At 56.8% G+C, this 19,556-nt stretch carries 15 protein-coding genes and 1 pseudogene; 13 read left to right on the top strand and 3 right to left on the bottom strand.

From position 1 onward, the window contains the following. The first annotated feature begins 386 nt into the window (after positions 1–386). The 10 genes from ACORLH_RS15250 (at position 387) to ACORLH_RS15295 (ending at position 14,417) form a co-directional block, all read left to right on the top strand. Positions 387–1,540 (top strand): IS3 family transposase gene (locus tag ACORLH_RS15250; protein ID WP_321829195.1). Its coding sequence is split into 2 segments (ribosomal slippage): positions 387–659 and positions 662–1,540, totalling 1,152 coding nucleotides; the frame shifts between segments, so codons are not numbered across the junction. A gap of 671 nt (positions 1,541–2,211) precedes the next feature. Further along, the gene (locus ACORLH_RS15255; RefSeq protein WP_321829196.1) at positions 2,212–3,516 is read left to right on the top strand and encodes a DUF6538 domain-containing protein; all 1,305 of its coding nucleotides are present in this window, start codon (positions 2,212–2,214) and stop codon (positions 3,514–3,516) included. A gap of 83 nt (positions 3,517–3,599) precedes the next feature. Beyond that, complete coding sequence (locus ACORLH_RS15260; RefSeq protein WP_321829197.1) at positions 3,600–4,610, top strand: AraC family transcriptional regulator; 1,011 nt, start codon at positions 3,600–3,602, stop codon at positions 4,608–4,610. 340 nt (positions 4,611–4,950) lie between these two features. Then, positions 4,951–7,068 (top strand): TonB-dependent receptor, encoded by a 2,118-nt coding sequence (locus ACORLH_RS15265; RefSeq protein ID WP_321829198.1) that lies wholly within the window; start codon positions 4,951–4,953, stop codon positions 7,066–7,068. A 56-nt stretch (positions 7,069–7,124) separates the two neighbouring features. Continuing rightward, a complete protein-coding gene (locus ACORLH_RS15270) occupies positions 7,125–8,897 on the top strand; it encodes an ABC transporter ATP-binding protein (RefSeq protein ID WP_321829199.1) in 1,773 nt (590 codons plus the stop codon). Next, complete coding sequence (locus ACORLH_RS15275) at positions 8,887–10,689, top strand: ABC transporter ATP-binding protein (protein ID WP_321829200.1); 1,803 nt, start codon at positions 8,887–8,889, stop codon at positions 10,687–10,689. The genes ACORLH_RS15270 and ACORLH_RS15275 overlap by 11 nt, the downstream gene beginning before the upstream one ends. Then, on the top strand, positions 10,686–11,636 hold the full coding sequence (locus ACORLH_RS15280) for an ABC transporter substrate-binding protein (RefSeq protein WP_321829201.1): 951 nt from the start codon (positions 10,686–10,688) through the stop codon (positions 11,634–11,636). Before ACORLH_RS15275 ends, ACORLH_RS15280 begins: the two co-directional genes overlap by 4 nt. Positions 11,637–11,660: 24 nt before the next feature. Beyond that, entirely contained in the window at positions 11,661–12,638 is a 978-nt protein-coding gene (locus ACORLH_RS15285) for an iron ABC transporter permease (RefSeq protein ID WP_321829202.1), read from the top strand. Continuing rightward, positions 12,628–13,653 (top strand): iron ABC transporter permease, encoded by a 1,026-nt coding sequence (locus tag ACORLH_RS15290; RefSeq protein WP_321829203.1) that lies wholly within the window; start codon positions 12,628–12,630, stop codon positions 13,651–13,653. Before ACORLH_RS15285 ends, ACORLH_RS15290 begins: the two co-directional genes overlap by 11 nt. After that, a complete protein-coding gene (locus ACORLH_RS15295) occupies positions 13,650–14,417 on the top strand; it encodes an ABC transporter ATP-binding protein (protein WP_321829204.1) in 768 nt (255 codons plus the stop codon). The genes ACORLH_RS15290 and ACORLH_RS15295 overlap by 4 nt, the downstream gene beginning before the upstream one ends. Before the next feature lie 39 nt (positions 14,418–14,456). Here ACORLH_RS15295 and ACORLH_RS15300 read toward each other — a convergent pair whose 3' ends face one another. From ACORLH_RS15300 to ACORLH_RS15310, 3 genes are all read right to left on the bottom strand, one after another. Beyond that, a complete protein-coding gene (locus ACORLH_RS15300) occupies positions 14,457–15,329 on the bottom strand; it encodes a PhzF family phenazine biosynthesis protein (protein WP_321829205.1) in 873 nt (290 codons plus the stop codon). A gap of 81 nt (positions 15,330–15,410) precedes the next feature. After that, positions 15,411–16,373 carry an alpha/beta hydrolase gene (locus ACORLH_RS15305; protein WP_321829206.1) on the bottom strand — a complete coding sequence of 321 codons (963 nt, stop codon included), beginning with the start codon at positions 16,371–16,373 and terminating at the stop codon, positions 15,411–15,413. A 13-nt stretch (positions 16,374–16,386) separates the two neighbouring features. Continuing rightward, positions 16,387–17,028: a pyridoxamine 5'-phosphate oxidase family protein gene (locus ACORLH_RS15310; protein WP_321829207.1), complete on the bottom strand. Its 642-nt coding sequence runs from the start codon at positions 17,026–17,028 to the stop codon at positions 16,387–16,389. A 140-nt stretch (positions 17,029–17,168) separates the two neighbouring features. Between ACORLH_RS15310 and ACORLH_RS15315 the strand changes: the two genes are divergently transcribed. The 3 genes and pseudogenes from ACORLH_RS15315 (at position 17,169) to ACORLH_RS15325 (ending at position 19,339) form a co-directional block, all read left to right on the top strand. Continuing rightward, positions 17,169–18,074 (top strand): transcriptional regulator GcvA, encoded by a 906-nt coding sequence (locus ACORLH_RS15315; RefSeq protein ID WP_321829208.1) that lies wholly within the window; start codon positions 17,169–17,171, stop codon positions 18,072–18,074. A 359-nt stretch (positions 18,075–18,433) separates the two neighbouring features. Next, positions 18,434–18,586, top strand: a pseudogene (locus tag ACORLH_RS15320) (helix-turn-helix domain-containing protein); the annotation flags it as partial. Between the two features lie 51 nt (positions 18,587–18,637). Continuing rightward, positions 18,638–19,339 carry a LysR substrate-binding domain-containing protein gene (locus ACORLH_RS15325; protein ID WP_321829209.1) on the top strand — a complete coding sequence of 234 codons (702 nt, stop codon included), beginning with the start codon at positions 18,638–18,640 and terminating at the stop codon, positions 19,337–19,339. The last annotated feature ends 217 nt before the right edge of the window (positions 19,340–19,556 follow it).

The following is a 19,556-nucleotide window of genomic DNA, read 5'->3' on the forward strand; positions in this document are numbered from 1 at the left end:
AAGACTGAGGCGATCGTTCGGCGCCCCAACTCCACTAAACTCATTTTTCGCTTTTTACATCTCGTTCGTTTAGGAACCCGATCACATAGATCGATCGCTCCGATGGCACAGGGGCGATTGGCTTTTCAAAGCTCTGCCCCAGGCTCTTGTTAGCAACGATATCGTCAAGAAGCTTTCATCATCTTGGCAAAGTGACTGCACTGATGACATGGAAAAGATCACCATCGCTCTCGCAGCTGACGACGGTGATGTCAGCCCCATACTCGATGACACGATCCACGGTTTTTGGTCTGCCGCCCGCTACTCTGAGCTACCCCCTGAATTTCGGACACTGACGTAAGCTACGATTTGTTGTCTGCTGATCTTCGACGAAGAGGAGATCAAAGATGTCGAAACGGAAGAACCATTCGCCCGATTTCAAGGCCAAAGTTGCACTTGAGGCTTTGAAGGGCGAGCGGACTGTTGCTGAGCTGGCGAGCCAGTTTGGCGTTCACCCGACGATGATCCACAGCTGGAAACGGGCGCTTCTGGAAGGCGCGTCCGGCGTGTTCGAGCGTGGCGGAAAGAAGCCCCCAGAGATCGACGAGGAGCAGGTCAAAGAACTGCACGCGAAGATCGGGGAGCTGGCCGTGGCCAACGATTTTTTGTCACGAAAGCTCAAGCCGTGGATCGGCAAGTGAGGCGCAAGATGGTCGAGCCTGGCAATACCAACCTTTCAATTGGTAAACAGTGCAAGCTGTTGTCGATCTCGCGGTCATCGTTTTACTACACCGCCAAGGGCGAGACGGCGATGAACCTGATGTTGATGCGGCAGATCGACGAGCAGTTTCTGGAAGCACCGTTCTTTGGTGTCCGGCAAATGACTTGGCATCTGCGAAACGAAGGTCATCTGGTGAACGAGAAGCGCATCCGACGCTTGATGCGGCTGATGGGCTTGATGCCGATCTATCAGAAACCAAACACCAGCAAGGCAGCGAAAGGGCACAAGACCTATCCCTATCTGCTGCGTGGCCTACGGGTGGAGCGCCCCAATCAGGTCTGGTGTGCCGACATCACGTATCTGCCGATGCGCAGAGGCTTTCTGTATCTGGTCGCCATCATGGATTGGCACACCCGAAAGGTGCTGGCCTGGCGCATCTCGAACACGCTGGAAGCCGACTTCTGCGTCGAGGCGCTGAACGAGGCCATCGCCAAGTTTGGCCCACCGGAAATCATGAATACAGATCAGGGCAGCCAGTTCACCTCGTTTGCCTGGACCGACCGGCTACGCCGATCCGGAGTGCGTATCTCGATGGATGGCAAGGGCCGGTTCCTGGACAACATCTTTGTCGAGCGGCTCTGGCGGAGCCTGAAATACGAATGCGTCTACCTGCACGCCTGGGAGGCCGGATCGGAAGCCAAAGCGGGTGTCGGAAAATGGATCGAGTTCTACAACCGAAAGCGTCCTCATTCCGCCCTTGGCGGCAAACCACCAGCCGTGGTCTATTGGCTGAGAAAAGAAGAAAACCAAACCGATCAGCAGGAGCAAAGAGTAGCTTAATCTACGCCGGAAACTGTCCAATGATTGGGGAGTAGCTCACTCTTCAGTGGATATGTTTTTCTGCACCTTTTGATTAGCATTAGTGCTAGGCATTCTAGGGGCAGCAATACCCCTCAATTTGCTGCTACTTCGTAACAATTTCCTCCGGCTTATGTCGTTCATTTCCCATGTTTGATCCTCCTTTCCTCACCGTCGGACCAGACCATTTCAGTGGAAGGAAGGTTATCGATCTCGACTAGAATGTCCGCTTCGGGCTGAAAGCTGTCATGCAGCAACAAGGTCATGAACGACTGTACCGGCGCGAAAGCCCATATAGCCGTGGAAAAAACTGGTCGCCGCCTTCAACGACAGCCTGGACATCATAGAAGCAACATCGAATGATACAGACGTTAGTGGATCGCCTAATTTGGATCTCTAACTTGCAACAACTAATTTACATTAGCAGACACAAGCGCGCTTGCGTCTGTTTTCAAAGCGGGCATTCGCACTCGCACCGGAGGTAAATTTGGAGATGGGGGTACCAAAAGGGGGTATCAGAGTTTTCACCCGAACATTTTTCCTTTTATTTTAAAATATTTGCCTAGATTTTTAAGTTCCGCCCCCGGCACCATTTTTTCAGCTATCCCGTTGGTTTTGCTCCAGCTTTTTGAAGCTGCTTGGAGCCGTAGACCGTGTCGAAGACCATTTCACCCACGTTCACCTTCGTAAAAGATGGTGTCTTTTACTTTAGCCGTCGCATCCCAAAAGAGCTTCTCAGCTACTACACTTCGCCTCGGATCGCTTATTCTTTGAGAACGCGGTCAGCGAATGTCGCTGAAGCACGAGCCAGAAAGGCTGCGGATCAGCTCGACGAGTACTGGTTCCACCTGAGATCACAAGATGCAGAACTGCCGGGAAGGCACATGCTGCGTATGGGGACTGCAGCGATCGCCGGGTCTTCTCCCACATCACATGTCACCTCATCTTCATTTGTACTGCTGTCAGAAGCTGTGGAGATATACCTTCAGCAGAAGGGCAAGGGCCGTCCGGTGACGTTCCACCGGGCAGCTGAGCGGGCGTGTGGCTACGTCATAGATGCGTGTGGCGATAAGCATCTCGACCTGTATACGAAGGCCGATGCTAACGCTTTCCGTGACGCGCTCATCTCCCGTGGTTTGGCGGGTAGCAGCTTGACCCGGGTCTTTGGCACCGTGCGGGCTGTCACGAATTTTGCTGCCAGCGAGCAGGGACTGACGCTAAACAATCCGTTTGCCGGAGTTTACTATGATCGGACAGCTGGCGTGTCTGATCGCAACCCTATCCCTTCAGATGCACTACTGACCGTTCAGACCAAATGTAGAGAGATCGATGATGATCTGCGTTGGCTGGTCGCCTTGGTCTCAGATACTGGTATGCGCCTCTCTGAAGCTATGGGTTTGAGCAGGGAAGACATCGCCACCGATAGTGATGGTGGTCTCATTGTTCAAGTCCGTCATCATCCTTGGCGTCGTCTGAAGACCAAGGGCAGCGAGCGTGACGTTCCCCTTGAAGGTGAGGCCCATTGGGCCGCACAGCGCATCCTTGAACATGAAAGCTCATCGCAGTTTGCCTTCCCACGGTACAACAAGACCGAGATAACAAACGCGAACGCCGCATTGAACAAATGGATGAGGGACTACGCACCGGAAGGATGCACGATGCATGGGTTCCGGCACTCCATGCGAGATCGCTTGAGATCTGTCGAGTATCCTGCCGACATCGTTGATCAGATAGGGGGCTGGCGAACGAACGGTGTGGGCCACGGATTCTTGCTTGATTTCGATGACTGCGTCGGGATTGCATTGGAAAACTACTTCACTGTTGCCCCACCAAAGCGCAAACCGTTTCGGAACATGGTCTGCGAAGTGACAGTTTTATCCTGCCCCGCGCCACCCGTGTTGTTGGGAAACGGAACACCCGATGACGACAGGCTTGAGACGGTGTCAGGTTTCGATTAAGACAAGAAAATCTGCATTCCAGCCCAATGTCGCCAGTGTGTTGCTTGTTCTGATCCAGCCTGACCAAGCGGAGGCTTTGTGCCATGGGCATCAAACACTACTTTCAAGAATTCAGCTTTGGCGATGATGAGCCGACCATTACCCGGCTGGCGGATATGTTGGCCAGGTCATCGGCGGAACTGGTCTCGATTGGCCGGGACCCGCTCACCCAAACACATCCCAATGACGTGAATATCCGCGGCAGCTATTCCTCGCTCTCCATCGAGGATGATATTCATTATTTTAGCTGTGATATGTTGTGTGAAACCTCGTTTGAGACCCGCGGCATGGTGCCTGCGGGGCTATGGGTCGGCGCGTTGTTCAACGGCGAAATGCTGGCCCGCTTTGGCGAACGCAAAATCCTGTTTTCGGGCAATGGCCAAGCAAAAGTTGTCTCCTTTGGGGGGCCTCAAGAATTTCTGGATCGGCCAACGCCCCAACAACGCATCCGCATGGCATCCTTTTTGGTCGCGGAGGAGTTTCTTGATCGCCAATTGCTTTTGAACGCTGACGCGCCGATTGCGGCGCTTAAGGCGCTGATCACGCCCGGTGTGCACGTCCACCCGATGGCACATACGGACATCCTGTCTGAGACATTGCTGCGCCTGTTCAACAGCCCCTATCGCGGGCAAACGGAACGCCTGTTCCTGGAAAGCACTGTGATAGCCACAGTGTTTCAGTTGCAGCCCATGCAGCAGCTGAAAGTGGAAAACGGCACAGCCAGACTGCGCAAACCGCTAGCCAATCTTGCCTTTGAGGCGCGGCAGCTTATCGATGACTGCCCAGAACGGTTTCAGTCCATTCGCGCACTTGCTGCGGAACTCAACACCAACGAAACCACGCTGCAGCGCCAGTTCAAGGCAAAATTCGATCTCACCGTGTTCCAATATGTCCTTGCCCGCCGGATGCAGGCGGCCCGCATCCTGATCAAGGACGGGCACTTGCAGATTGCCGAAGTGGCGTATCGTGTTGGCTATAACAGCCCAGCGAATTTCTCGACCGCCTATCGCCGGTATTACGGTCACGCGCCGCAGGACGAACGCAGCAAGTCCTAGGTTTTGCGTCACCCCCGTTGGTGCGCGCAAAAATGCCGGTTTCTAAAAAGCTTCATACAGGAATGCAAAAGCCGCTTCCGTCGCGGAAGCCCGCGCTCTGCGTTTAACCTCCGCGCGACATGTGGAGGGTTCTGATGAGCGTACTCACCTCCGCAGACAAAAGCGACGATCTGCGATCGGGCATGTGCCCGCGAAAGGTCTCAGCCAAAGATTGGGACTGGCCGACGGGGAAACACAGCCCGAGGCCGCAAGACGCGTGGGACGTGGGATGCGGATCAAACCGAAAAAAACGATAGGATCGCTGACGCAGCGAGCCATTGCCCTGAGTTGGACTGCTTTGGTGGCCTTACCAACCGGTGCAGCCTTGGCACAGGACAGTGTGACTGAAGATGATGTGGTTTTCGCATTGGACCCGATTATCATCTATGCACGTCGGGTTGCCGAACAACTGAATGAAGCCCCCATTGCGGTGTCCGTGCAGGCCGACGAAGATCTGGGCACCGGCGCATCTGATCGGCTGGGGGACCTGGCAAAAACCGCGCCCAACGTCATGGGCTTTGATTCAAACGGCCTGTCCTATGTGGTGCGGGGCGTTGGCTCCCAATCCACCCAGGGCCTGAACAATGAGGTCGGTGTCGGTATCTTCCTGGACGAGGTTTACATCGGCCGCGCCTTTGGGGCGCCGCAGTATCTGGATGACCTGGAACAGACCGAAATCGTCCGCGGCAGCCAATCCACGATCTACGGTCGAAACACCATCGGGGGCGCTGTTAATCTGGTCAGCCGCCGCCCTGGTGAAGAGCTGGGCGGCGAAATCGAGGTGTCGGTCGGCGAAGGGGGCTATCAGCGGGTGCGGGCTGGAGCGGATGTCCCCTTGAGCGAGGACGGGCGTTGGCTCAGCCGGGCGTTCCTTAGTTTCACCAAACAGCCTGATGGGATCACAAACCTCAGCACTGGTCGCGATGACCGAACCATCGAAGCTCTGTCCGGCCGCCTATCGGTCAGCGGTGAGTTGGGGGAGTACACCAATCTCTACTTCAGTATCGACCATGAGAAGGTCGATGATACCGGCGATGGCCGTTGGGCCCCGGTCTCGCTGGCGCTGAAGCACCAATCGGATTTGGACTTCCCTGCCTTGACCACCCAGCGAAAAGGCGGTGCGATGCTGCGGGTGGAACATGAATTTGAGAACTTCTGGTTCCGTTCCGTGACTGCCGCACGGAAATTCAACTATGATCTCAGCCTTGATGGCGATTTTTCCTCTGGCCCCTATGATCCGGGTGTTGGCAATTTCGCATTGCAACAGGGGCAAGTCGGCAAGCACCGGCAAATCAGCCAGGAATTCCGTATCGGTTCCCACACGCAGGAGGTCTCGCAGGCCGGCGATTTCAGCTGGCATGCGGGCCTGTTTGCGATGGGCGAAAAATTTGAGGGCTATCAATACTACGACCTCGCCTCCGTCAGCCTGAGCGATGTGAGTCAGAACGGTTTGGATTCAGATGCGGTCGCCTATTCTGCATTTGCCAATATGAAATATCAGGCCACCGATCGTTTGGGCCTGCATGGTGGTCTGCGGTTTACGCGTGAAGAAAAAGACGGGGATGTCTATGTCTCCAGCCCATCGGGAAACTTCTTCTTCGGGCCAGCCCAATCCGGCAGTGCGTCGGTGACATCCACGAATATCAGTGCCGAAGTTGGATTTGACTACAAACTGAGTGAAGAGACATTGCTGTACGGTCGGGCTTCGCAAGGCTTTAAATCCGGCGGTATCGCGCAGTTCTTTGATGCCACCGGCAATGTGAACACCTATGATCCGGAAACCTCCTTGACCGTTGAAGCCGGGGTAAAAACCCAGCTGTTGGAGGACCGCCTGTCCTTGGACGTCACGCTCTTCAACACTGAGTGGAAAGATCAGCAGTCCAACGTGTTCATCAGCGATTTCCAGCGGGTCACAGCCAATGCCTCTTCCGCAACATCGCGCGGACTTGAAATCGGGCTGGACGCACGGTTGTCCGATGAGCTGCGTCTGCGGGGCACTTACGGTTACCTCGACTCCAAATTTGATGATTTCCGCTACACCTACTTCTCCGCAGGTGCCGGTGGGAACGTCACCGTGGACTACAGCGGCAATCCAATTCCGCTGGCCCCAAAACACTCAGCCAGCCTGACATTGAATTGGGAAAGGGAGCTGAACAGCGGCCGCACGTTCTTTGCCAATGGCACCTACAGCTACCGCAGCGCCTATACCTTCGATCCGGTGGCAGCCTATGAGCAATCGCCGACCCACCTTGTGGATGCGGCCATTGGCTTGCGTGGCGACGAATGGGAGGCCCAGCTCTGGGCGACCAACCTGCTGAATGAGGACTACCTCAGCAACTATTTCCTGTTCGGCGCAACGAACTTCGGCATCGCCGCACCAGGGCGCACCATAGGCTTCAGCGTCAAACGCGAATGGTGATGGTGATGGGCGCTTCGGCGCCCATCCAATTCCTCTATCAGTAACTGGGGGTCATCGTGTCCGTTGATTATCTCTCAAGTCTAAAAATGATCCAGGGCTCTTTCGCTGGTCAGACCCGGGCGCTGGTACTGGCCATTGCCTTGGCCACCGCTTCGGTCCTGTTGGAGCTGTTTCCGATCTGGTCGGTCTTTGTATTGATCAACGCACTTATGAACGGTGAGGCGACGCAAACTCAGTTCTTTGGCTATGCCGGATTGATGGCCGCTGCGATCCTGGCGGGTTTCCTTTGCTTTGGCGCGGCAACGCGACTTTCGCATCAGGTTGCCTTCAACCTGATCTATGACTTGCGCCTGCGCCTGTCGCGTCACATGGCGCGCTTGCCCTTGGGCTATTTCGCCCGGATGCGATCGGGGCAGGCAAAACAGACAATTGTGACCGAACCGGAAAAGCTGGAGTTGCTGATCGCTCATGCCATCCCGGAAGGCAGCAGCGCATTGATGAGCTGGCTTCTGGTCACCGGGTGGCTGTTTTACGTCGATTGGCGCATGGCATTGGCAACGATGTTGTTTACGCCTGTGTCCTTTTTCTGCATGGGGCTTGCCCTCAAAAAGTCTTTCTCACACACGGCGGCCCTGCAGGATTCCGATCAGAAGATGAACGGGGCTATTGTGGAATACCTCGCCAGCCTGCCTGCTATTAAGATTTTTTCCAGCCAGAACGGACATGCAGCCGAAGCCGCGTCGACGTTCAAACGTCACGGTGAACTGTCCGCAGCCATGGGCCGGGCCTTTGTGCCAATGGGCGGCACATTTTATGCGCTGATCCTGTCCAATATTTCCATGATCGTCGTCGTTGGCGGATGGCTGCTTTACCTCGGCCAAATCACACCGGAATCCTTTCTGTTTTTCGTGGTGCTGGGGGCAAATTACAGCACGCCACTGATGCGTCTTTTCGATCTGTTTCATCACTTTGCGCATATATCGCTGGCCGCAAACAATGCGCAAAATGTCCTGTCTGCTGCGGCGCAGCCGGACGACGGTGCCCAAGTGGCCCTGCCCCATTACGATATTGCGGTTAAGGACGTCTCATTTGCTTATGAGGGGAAGGCGCTGGCGCTCAAAACGGTGAATTTTGAAGCCAAAGCCGGTCAGGTCACGGCCTTGGTCGGCCCTTCAGGTGCCGGCAAAAGCACCATGGCGCAACTGTTGGTGCGCCACCACGATATCACCGAAGGCAGCATTACCATTGGCGGCGTGGACGTCCGCGATATGGCGCTGTCACAGCTGATGTCAAACGTGGCCTTTGTCTTCCAAAAGCCGTTTCTCTTTACCGCCTCAGTGGCGGATAACATCCGATACGGCAATCCGAATGCCAGCGCGGATGAGATCCGCCTTGCCGCCCGAGCCGCCTGTGCTGAGGGCTTTGTCGACGCTTTACCACAGGGCTTTGAAACGGTTATTGGCCAGGGCCAGCAGCTGCTTTCGGGCGGTGAAGCCCAGCGTATCGCCCTTGCCCGCGCAATCCTGAAGGACGCGCCGATTGTGGTGCTGGATGAGGCCACCGCCTTTACCGATCCCGACAGTGAATATGAAATCCAACAAGCTATTGGGGCCCTGACCGCGGATAAAACCGTGATCGTGATTGCCCACCGACTGCACACCGTCGCTGGGGCGGATCAGATTCTGGTCTTTGAAAATGGGCAAATTGCCGAGCGCGGCACCCATGCAACGCTTTTGGAACAAGGCGGACTATATGGGCAACTTTGGCAGGACTATATGGCGGCGCGGACCACCGATCTGCGGTCGCAGGAGGTGAACAATGTCCACTGAAACCCCAATGGAACCGCAACTCCCGATTTCTAACCTCAGAAGCCTTCAACGCCTGTGGCAGATCGCCGGGCCGCGGCGGCGGGATCTTGTGGCAGCGGTATTGTTCCGTTGCCTTCAGTCCAGTTTTCTAGGGCTTTCCTATCTTGCGGCGATCCGGCTGCTGCTTGGTCTCTTGGACGGGCGGGACATCACCGCACAATGGATATTACAGATCGGCGCAATGTGCCTTGTATCCGTGGCAGGGCAGGTTTTCTGCAGTTTCCTTTCGGTGCGGCGTGCTTGGGATGCCTCCTTCAAGGTGGGCGCTGAACTGCGCCTGCGCTTGCTGGCACACCTGCAAAGCCTGCCCATGGGGTTCCACCTGTCGCGCCATAGCGGCGATAGCGCCACAGCGCTGAGTTCCGATGTCGCGATGGTCGAAAGCTTCCTGTCAGATGCCCTGGCAAAAATCGTGCAGGCGATTTTTCTGCCCCTGATGCTGTTAAGCTTTGTGACGTTTCAATCCCCGCAAATGGCGATGGCACTGCCCATCAGCATCGTATTTGCCGTGCCGCTGATTGCGTTCATCGCCCGGCGGTTTGCAAAGATCGGGTTGAAACGACAGGACGAAATGGCGCGCGCCGGGGCGGTCATGATTGAATATATGCAGGGCATTCATGTGATCCGCGCCTTCAATCAAATCGCTGCCGGTCGGGAAATGTTCCGCGCAGCGCTGGAGGATTTCCGTGATCTGTCGATCCGGATGGTGATGTTGTTGGCCTTCCCAATGGTGCTTTACGCCGCATTGGTCATGATGGGTGTGCCCATCGCTGCCGTTGCCGCAGGGCTATGGCATCAGGCGATTGAGCCTGCCAGTCTGATCTTAACATTCATGCTGATTTTTGCGATTTACGCGCCTTTGGTCGGCTTGGCCGCCGTTCTGGAACGCATCCGCATTGCCGATGCATCGCTGGCGCGTCTGGATCGTATCCTGTCAGCGCAGCCCTTGCCGGTCGGGTCAAAAACCACGCGCGCGGCGGAATTGGATTTGCAGTTTTCCGACGTTAGTTTTGGCTACCGACCTGAGGCGCCTGTTCTGAAAAACATAACGTTTTCAACACCACCACGGTCCATGACCGCCATCGTCGGGCCGTCTGGCTCCGGAAAGTCAACCATCATCAATCTGCTCGCCCGGTTCTGGGATGTGGACGCCGGCCAAATCTGCATTGGGGGCATCGATATTCGCGAGATTGAGCCGACCCATCTCAGCAGCCTGATCAGCGTTGTCTTTCAACAGGACCACCTGTTCAGCGGCACGGTCCGCAGCAATATCGCCATCGCAAAACCCGATGCCACTCAAGACGAGATTGAAGCCGCCGCCGAAAAGGCGCGCGCCCATGACTTCATCGCCGCCCTGCCCGATGGCTATGACACGCAAATGGGCGAAGGCGGTGCGCGGTTTTCGGGCGGTGAACGCCAGCGCATCGCCATTGCCCGCGCCATCCTGAAAGACGCCCCCATCGTGCTGCTGGATGAGGCCACTTCTGCATTGGACTCCACCAACGAACGTGCCATTCAAGAAGCATTGCAAGCCCTGGTCGCAGACAAAACCCTGATTGTGGTGGCTCATAAGCTCTCCACCATTGAGGCCGCAGACCAGATCCTTGTCCTGCAGGATGGAACCATTCATCAATCCGGCGACCATGCGTCGCTCCTTCAGGGCGAGGGCCTTTATGCCCGCATGTACGCCCGTAAATCCCAGGCAGAGACATGGTGTCTTACCCAGCCCCGCCAAACAGAGGATGCCCTATGAAGTACACTGTCGTATTGTCCCTCGCGCTGCTGAGCGCGGCCCCTGCCCTTGCTATGGAGGCCTACCCCGTCACGGTTCCGGACGGCCGCGGCGCCGAAGTCACGCTGGAGGCGCAGCCGAAACGTGTTGCCGCACTTTGGAACGCAGCAGCCGACACCATGGTGGCGCTGGATCTGCCCGTCGCCGGGATCACCACCTATGAAGGTGCGCGCCCCGTTTACCTTGGGAATTCCGTCGATGCGGCGCTTGATCTGGGGGACATCACCGCCCCGAACCTTGAGCTGCTGGCGACATCGGATTTCGACCTGACCATAGGCATGACCCATTACAATGCGCCTTATGCCGAGGAAATTGAGCAATTCAGCAAATTCCTCTCCTATGAAAGCCTGAACCTCGATGTGTCGCTTGCCTCCGTGGCCAGCATGGGCAAAGCCCTGGGCCAGGAAGCCAATGCCGAAGCGTTGAACAAAAACTTCGTCACCCTCATCGATGAGATGAAAGCGCAGGTTCCGGCCAAACCTCAAAGCACCCTCTTTATCTGGTCCTTCCAGAATGTGTTTTACGGCTATCAGGAAAACCTGATGACCACGGAACTGATCGCCAAACTTGGCGCGGTCAATCCTCTGGGCCGCAACCCAAACAGCGATGAGATGGGCAACGCCTTCATCATCCTGGAAGCCGAGGACCTGCTGAAACACGACCCGGATGTCATCATGATGTTTGTCTCCCACGGGGGGGACGTGGCGTATAATCCGGCCTATGAACGTCTGAAAGCCTACAAAAACAACCGGATCTATTCCGTCGGCTACCAGTACTCGCAACCTTCGGGTCCGATTGCCCGTGAACTGGTGTTGCGGGAAGCGGCGCATTTGATCTGGCCAGACACGTTTGACGCGCCTGACATGCCCGAAGCTGCCCGTGCGGTGCCAGTTGAGTTTACAAAATAAGTGCTTTTAAGACCGACACTTATCGTGCTTGGCCTTTTGGGGCTGAGCAGCTTGGCGGCGTTGCTCAGCCTGAGCAGCGGCGCCTACGCCACCACTTGGGGGCAGGCTTTGGCCTACCTGCTTCATGATGATGGCAGCCATTCTGCCTTTGCGGTGGTCGCGCTCAGGTTACCGCGCCTGCTGTGCGCCTTCGGGGTTGGTATTGCGCTATCCCTTTCGGGCGCGTTGATCCAGGTAATTGTACGCAACCCGCTTGGCGATCCGGGGCTGACCGGTGTGACCTCCGGTGCGGCTTTTGGTGTGGCGCTTAGCCTGACACTCATTTCAGCTTCGCCCATCGGCTTGCTGACCACCGGTGTCCTTGGCGGCAGTTTTGCCGCCTTCCTGACGCTGACCATTGCTGGTGGCCCCCGCGCCGCACAGCCGGTGCATATTATCCTCGCCGGCATTGCCGTCAGCGTGTTTTTCCTTGCCGCAACCAGCGGTGTTTTGGTGATGTCGCGGTCTTCGATGCAGACGCTTTACATCTGGCTTGTCGGTGGTTTCATCAATCGCAGCTGGACCGAATTCACCCTGCTTTGGCCTGTTTTATTCGTCGGTGTGAGCGCGGCCCTGCTCCTAAGCCCCGTGTTACGACTGTTGCGGTTTGACGATGACACCGCCACTGCACTGGGCCTGCGCCCGGCCCTCTGGCGCGCGGTGGCCGGGGCGGTTTCAGTCCTGCTGGCGGCCGTCAGTGTGGCCGTTGCCGGCCCCCTTGGTTTTGTGGGCTTCGTGGCCCCGCATCTGGCACGGATATTGATCAGCCGTCGCCTGGCCCATGAGCATATGGCCCTCTGGCTGGGGGTGAGCGGGCTTTTGGGCGGCACCTTGGTGATTTGGGCCGACACCGCCTCGCGCCTGATCCTAGCGGGCCGTGCGCCAGCCGGGGTGTTGATCGCAATGATTGGCGGTTTGGCCTTCCTGGTCCTCGCCAGAAAGGAACTGTCCCTTGGCAAGTAGCGTGAAATACGTCTTGGTCATTGCGGCCTTGATCCTGACGACTGTTTTCTCCCTAAAGCTGGGGGCTGTCAGTGCAAGCTGGGCAGACGTGCGCGGCGTCTTTGACACAGATCCAGACGCGGTCAGCCGCGCGATTTTGAATTTGCGCTGGCCACGCATTGTCGGCGCCGCCGTGGTCGGCTGTTATCTGGCGGTGGCTGGGCTGCTTTTCCAAATCCTGCTGCGCAATCCCCTGGCGGACCCAACGATATTTGGCGTCTCCAGCGGCGCGGCGCTGGCGGTGGTGATTGCGATGAACATTGTGATTGCCCTGGGCAGCGGCACCGAAGGCGGTGCTTCGGCATCCTATTTACCAACGCAGCTGGTGCCCCCTATCGCCATGGGCGGCGCGTTGTGTGCCTCCTTCGCCGTGGTCGCATTGGCCTGGAAAAAGGGCATGCAACCGCTGCGCCTGCTATTGTTCGGCGCGGTTCTGGCGGTGGTTTTGAACGGCGCGGTCATGACCCTCGTGCTCAGCCTCAGCGAAGCGCGCACCGAATTGGCGATCCTTTGGCTGGCGGGCTCCCTTTATGCCCGCGACATAGCAGACGTGCTGCCCGGCCTATGGTGGGGCCTGGGCTGTTTTCTGGCGATCGGCTTTTACGCCCGCAGCCTGTCTGCTTTGCGGTTTGACCGCGACACCGCTCGGGCCATGGGCGTGGAGACCAAAGTGGCTGTGCCGGTCTTGCTGCTGGCCGCCGCTGCCCTGGCAGCCTCGGCGGTTGCGATTGCCGGACCGGTGGGGTTTGTCGGCCTCCTCGTGCCCCATATCACCCGCTTGGTTTTTGGACCCTCGGTGCGCCATATGCTGCTTGGCTCCGCCCTGTTTGGCGCCTTACTGGTGATGCTCAGCGATCTGGTGGGACGGATGATTGCACCGCCGCTTGAGTTGCCCGTGGGCATCGTCACCAGCCTCATAGGGGCGCCGTTTTTCGCCGTGTTAATTCGCCAGAGCCTGAGAAAGGTGGCCCTATGATCGAAGCCCAAAACCTGTCGGTGGCCTATGAAAATCGCCTGATCCTGCGCGACATTAATCTGCGCTTTGCAGCCAACAGTGTAACGGCGCTGGTTGGCCCAAACGGCTGTGGGAAATCGACGCTGCTGAAAACCCTGGCCGGCTTGCACAAGCCGCAATCCGGTCAAGTCCTGCTACAGGGTCACCCCTTACAGGCCTTGAAGCGGAAGGCCATTGCCCAAAAAATTGCCTATATGGCGCAGGCGCCACAAGCCCCCGAAGGCCTTACTGTCCGCCAACTGGTGGAACACGGCGCCTTTGCTCGGCGGCGTCTCTTCAAGCGGCAGGATCACGAGGAGGTCAATGAGCTACTGGCGGCCTGTGGGTTAAGCCCGCTTGCGGAACGGCCCTTTGCCGAGATGTCAGGAGGTGAACAACAGCGCGCCTGGATCGCCATGTGCCTGTTGCAAAAAGCGTCATTTCTGTTGCTGGACGAACCAACGTCATCCCTGGACTTGGGGTACCAGATCAACATCCTGCGTCTTGTCGAAAAACTGCGTAAAACCCAGCATTTCGGCGTCATTATGGTACTGCATGACATCAACCAGGCCAGCCACTTTGCCGATCGGATCGTCGCATTGAAAGACGGGAGCGTTGTGAGCGAGGGAGCACCGCATGAAGTGATCTCAAGCTCCCTCATTCAGACGCTCTATGATGCCGAGGTGACCGTGCAAACACATCCGAAAACGGCCAGCATCACCTGTGTTCCGAATTACGCAGGTTAGCATGGTTTTCAGTGTATTCGCGCGGCCAGGAGGCTACGCTTACATCAGCCGCGTTTTCCCAGAGACCCGGGCACCTTCACCCGGAGAGCCACCAGCGTGCAAATAGATCAAGGACCTCGCGCCCATGTCTTCGCCTTGCACGATCTCGATGTCCCCTGAATGTGGCCATTCAATATCACGCAGGTAGCCCGCAAGCGCGGCTGCGGCGGCGCCTGTTGCCGGATCTTCGGCCACGCCACCGATTGCGAAGGCATTTCGGCTGTGGAACCGGCGTGGCGTTTCGGACCAAAGAAGATTGATGGTGGTCAGATCATGGGCACGCATAAGCGCCGCCCCCTTCGCCAAATCATAGGACATTTTCGCCAGGGTGCGCCGGTCCTTTAGGCCAAGGATCAAATGGTTATTGCCTGCATTGGCGATCGCAGCGGGCAGCGCCGGATCCAAATCAGTCGCCTCATAGCCAAAAAGGGTCAGCGCCGCCTGCAACAGTGCCGGTTCTGCCGGGGTGCTGTGGGCCGGTGGTGAGGTCAGCGTGGTGTTTCCGTCAGCATGGGTTTCAACGGTGATTTGGCCGGCCTTTATGTTCAGCCGAAAAACGCCAGGACCATTTTGGGACGCCAGCACACTTCCCAACGCAATCGTGGCATGCCCACAAAACGCAACTTCTTCCTTCGGAGCGTAATAACGCACCGTCCAGCCGTCAGCCTGAGGGGCGGCAAAAACGGTTTCAGAATAGCCTACGTCCTTGGCAATGCGCTGCATTTCCTCCTCGGGCGGCAGCTTGTCCCCGACCACAACGCCCGCAGGATTACCGCCCTCGGCACCGTCAGAAAAGGCGGCAATGCGCAAGATTTTTGGGGTGTTCGCGTCTTCCATGATCTTTCTCCTTTTCAGATCTTTGTCACTCGGCACCACCAGCCCAACGCCCGTGGTCTCAAGGGTGCGCGTGTGGCATGCGGCCCCGGCGTACCAAGACACCGGGACCGGCAAAGGTCAGTTGTTGATGCGCGCAAGGAACTCTTGCATTTCGGTGGCGATCACATCGCCATATTCCTCCAGTGCAAAATGCCCGGTGTCCAGCAGGTGAAACTCCAGATCGGTCAGGTCCGCCTTGTAGGGATGGGCGCCTTCGGCCGGGAAGATATGATCGTTCTTTCCCCAGAGGATCAGCGCTGGCGGTTGGTGCTCACGGAACAGCGCCTGCCATTTGGGATATTCTGCGACATTGGTGCCGTAATCCAGGAACATCTCAAGCTGAACCTCCTGGTTGCCCGGCCGGTCCAGCAGGTATTGCACGTGCCAGAAGTTGTCAGGATTTACGGTCGATACATCGCCTACACCGTGGGTGAATTGCCACTTGGTTGCATCAAGCGTCAGGAAGCCGCGCAGCGCATCGCCGTTTTCCGCACTTGGATCCGCCCAATAGGCTTTGATCGGATCCCAGAACTCCCGCAATCCCTCATCATAGGCATTGCCGTTCTGAATGACGAAACCGGTGACACGCTCGGGGTGTTCAGCGAACATGCGATAGCCAACCGGGGCGCCATAATCCATCAGGTAGACAGAATAGCTGTCGACCCCTTTCGCATCGATCAGCTGGGTGACCGTATCCGCGGCATTGGCAAAGCTGTATTCATAGCTGTCGGCCGCAGGCATGTCTGAGGCCCCAAAGCCCAGGTAATCGGGCGCAATCACGTGATAGTCTTCTGCCAGCACCGGGATCAGTTCCCGGAACATATGTGACGATGTCGGAAAACCATGCAGAAGCAGGATCGTGGGGTTCGACGGATCACCGGCCTCGCGGTAGGCGATGGAATGACCATCAATTTCCATTGTGTTCATGTTCACTGCAAAGGGGCTTGGCGCCGCAAATGAACTGTTCGGCACTGTTGCCGGCAAAAGCGTGGAGACGGCAAGCAGCGCTGCCGAGACGGGGGTGGGGACACGGTATTTCATGGGTTTCTTCCTTTCAGGATTTGGGTGGGATGCCCGACGCAATGGCAGCGCGCAGGGCGTTGGTTTCGGCCCTCAGGGCCTCATTCTCACGGCGCAGCGCCGCGATCTCTTCGTCTGCCTCTTCAAGGGTGAAGCGGCGTGCAATGCGGCTGGGACAATTCCAGTCAAACGCTTCGACTGTGATCAGAACCGCCCGTTCCGGGTGCGCCCGATAGGCGTGATCGTGCAGCTGATCCAAAATCTCAGGATTTTCCGCGCCTTCGATCTGGCGCACCCGACCCCAGATTTTCAGGCGGCGGCGATTGGGATAATCCATGAGGATAATCGACAAACGGTCGTTGCCCGCAAAGTTACCGGCGCTGATGTACTGTCGGTTGCCGCGGAAATCGGCATAGGCGATTGTCTTGGAGGAAAGCACTTTCAGGAAGCCAGCGGGACCGCCGCGATATTGCACGTATGGCCACCCCGTTTCGGAGACCGAAGCCAGGTAAAACCCGTCACGCGCTGCGATGAATGCAACCTCCTGCGGGCCAAGCTCATCCGGCTGCCCCCCATCGTCAGACAAGAATTTGCTATACCCCTCAGCGGAGCCCATCCGGGACTGCTGGGTGCGTACTGCAGGTGTAAAGGCGATGGTCGCGAAGGCCCGTGCCATAGCGTTTCCTTTCGGAGCTTCATTAGTTTTTCTGAATCACGTGCCGCAAAGGGCGACTTCTGATATCAAATTTGGTTAATCTCAGCAGATTTGACAAACGACGTTGTCTATCCTAGAGTTAGAAAAACTAAGCCTCATAGATGAACCGCAAAAACTACCCCCTGAACGCCCTGCGTGCCTTTGAATCTGCGGCGCGCCATCTCAGCTTTGTCGCTGCCGCTGAAGAGCTGTCCGTGACACCGGCTGCGATCAGCCATCAGATTAAAAAGCTCGAGGACTTTCTTGGTGTGCCTTTGTTCCGGCGGCGGACGCGTGGCCTGGTGCTTGTCGACGCAGGGCAGCTGCTGGCCAAAGAACTGCAGGCGGTGTTTGTGAACCTCGATCAGGCGATGGAACATGTGATGGAGGCAGACAAAGGGGGCTCTCTGGCGCTGACCGTTGCCCCCACATTCGCTGCAATGTGGCTGATCCCGCGACTGCAAAAGTTCTATTCACAGCACCCAGACATTGACGTTTTGATTTCGACCAGCCTGGGACTGGTTGATTTCCAACGCGATGATTTTGACGCGGCCATTCGGCTTGGGCATGGCAACTGGCCAGGTCTTGAGGCCATCAAACTGTTTGATGAATCTGTCATTCCGATGTGCAGCCCACGTCTGCTGGAGGGTCCAAATGCGATCAAAACGCCTTCAGATCTGCGCAAACATGTTCTGCTTCATAATCATTCGATGGATTTTGACCCTGATGCACCAACCTGGGAAACTTGGCTGGAGGCCAGTGGCGCCAGTGACGTGGATGCCTCACGTGGGATGCACTTCAGCCTACCCGATCACGGGTTGCAAGCGGCCATAGACGGGGCTGGCGTCGTCCTGGGCTGGCGGTGTCTGTCGGCAAAGGATGTGCAGGCGGGACGTGTCGTTGAGCTGTTCGACCTCGCCATTCCTTTGGGGTCAACATTCTACCTCGTTTACCCAGAAGCCCATTCACGACGACCAAACATTGCCGCGCTTCGCAGTTGGATGCTGAAAGAGTTGAAAGAGCTGTAGCACCGTCAGTTACAACGCCGATGATGACGCTTAATGCTCATTACGGAAGGCGCTCCCGAACATGAAAAGAGATGCCTGACCGCTGCGCCACCAGCCGTATATTTTGACAGAAGTTGCGGGACCAAGGCGCTTAAACCAGCGGCGGAACCGCCTTCAGCCTTCAGCGTCTCAGCCGTTGCAGGAAATGCTGACGCAAGAGCAACGAGCCCTCCTGACAACACAGTTTCATTTGATCCTTCCAAGAGCGGCACGTCACCGGAATGACGCCACATCACCTTATTATGTGTAAAATCGTATTTATGAGCTCTCCTATGCGTATTTGCATATCTTAGCGGTATGCTTGATCCCAAACATCTCTATTGGTTGGCCGAAATTGTGGACCTTGGTCCTTCAGCCAGGCCGCAACAAAGCTGAATGTCACCCAGCCCACGCTGAGCCGCGCGGTCCAGGTCATCGAAGATCAGGTCGGCAGCCCCGTCTTGGAAAGAGAGCGCCATGGCGTACGCCCCACGCGGATCGGTCAGCGACTGGCTGAAACGGGGCGCACCATCGCGGACAGCCGCATGCAGGCCGAAAACGCCATCGATCTCTGGTGCGGCGGACAGGACCGGGAGCTGCGCGTCGGTGTCGGGCCGATGCTGGCGGCATCGATCATGGGGGATTTTTTCTCTAAGCTTATTGAAGTAAAAAGAAAATATGCCGTCAGGGTGGTCTCAGCAACTGCGTCCAGACTCATCGAGCGGCTCAATGCGGGGGAGTTGGATCTTGTCCTGGCGCCTGAGCAGATCAACCTCCGGCAGGACGATCTGTACCAGCACAAATTGTTTGAAGATCAGCTGGCAGTTTTCGCCGGCCCCAAGAACCGGTTTTACACCCGAACGGACCCGATTAGCACGAAGGAGCTGGCGCATGAAAGATGGATCGCCATCGGTGCCCTATCGGGGATTTTTGGCACCCAGAAAGAAGTCTTCTCAAGCATCGGCGTTAGAAGAGTGTCCGCCTCCATCAACTTCACCGGAGACGTGATGATGGCGGCTGAAATGCTGATAAATACGGATGTGCTCTGCATCATGCCCAGGCAGCTTGGCACCTGGTCAAGCGCGCTGAAAGACACAAGAGTACTCCCGCTCAAAGCACCACTGCCCAGCCGCAACGTCGTCCTATGGTGCCGCCGCACAGAACGCCACCGCCCGGATGTTTTGGAGTTCTTAAGTCATTTTGAGCGGTTTGTTCACAGTGACATTGCACCGAACGAGCTGGGGTAAGCAGCATTGCGCGTTTTTCGACAAGACCGACAAATCGTCCAATATCTGAGCTGAGCAGATCGGGAAGGTATTGAGAACTGATGAATGTTGGAAAAATGCAGTGACCGCAAAGCCTGAGGTCGGTGTTCCATGTCGACATTCCGCTCATTGGCACCATTTGCTTCAGATTGCGCAGCCCTTAGTCATCTGTTGATTTGGCCAACCGTCTATGCCCAAG

Origin of the sequence: Thalassovita sp., assembly GCF_963691685.1 — a bacterium.
Lineage (GTDB): Bacteria > Pseudomonadota > Alphaproteobacteria > Rhodobacterales > Rhodobacteraceae > Thalassobius.

What these genes read in the sequence shown, in the direction of transcription:
- ACORLH_RS15305 (WP_321829206.1), bottom strand. Translation starts at nt 16,373, where the DNA reads ATGAAATACCGTGTCCCCACCCCCGTCTCGGCAGCGCTGCTTGCCGTC.
- ACORLH_RS15315 (WP_321829208.1), top strand. Translation starts at nt 17,169, where the DNA reads ATGAACCGCAAAAACTACCCCCTGAACGCCCTGCGTGCCTTTGAATCT.
- ACORLH_RS15310 (WP_321829207.1), bottom strand. Translation starts at nt 17,028, where the DNA reads ATGGCACGGGCCTTCGCGACCATCGCCTTTACACCTGCAGTACGCACC.
- ACORLH_RS15295 (WP_321829204.1), top strand. Translation starts at nt 13,650, where the DNA reads ATGATCGAAGCCCAAAACCTGTCGGTGGCCTATGAAAATCGCCTGATC.
- ACORLH_RS15280 (WP_321829201.1), top strand. Translation starts at nt 10,686, where the DNA reads ATGAAGTACACTGTCGTATTGTCCCTCGCGCTGCTGAGCGCGGCCCCT.
- ACORLH_RS15275 (WP_321829200.1), top strand. Translation starts at nt 8,887, where the DNA reads ATGTCCACTGAAACCCCAATGGAACCGCAACTCCCGATTTCTAACCTC.
- ACORLH_RS15260 (WP_321829197.1), top strand. Translation starts at nt 3,600, where the DNA reads ATGGGCATCAAACACTACTTTCAAGAATTCAGCTTTGGCGATGATGAG.
- ACORLH_RS15325 (WP_321829209.1), top strand. Translation starts at nt 18,638, where the DNA reads ATGCAGGCCGAAAACGCCATCGATCTCTGGTGCGGCGGACAGGACCGG.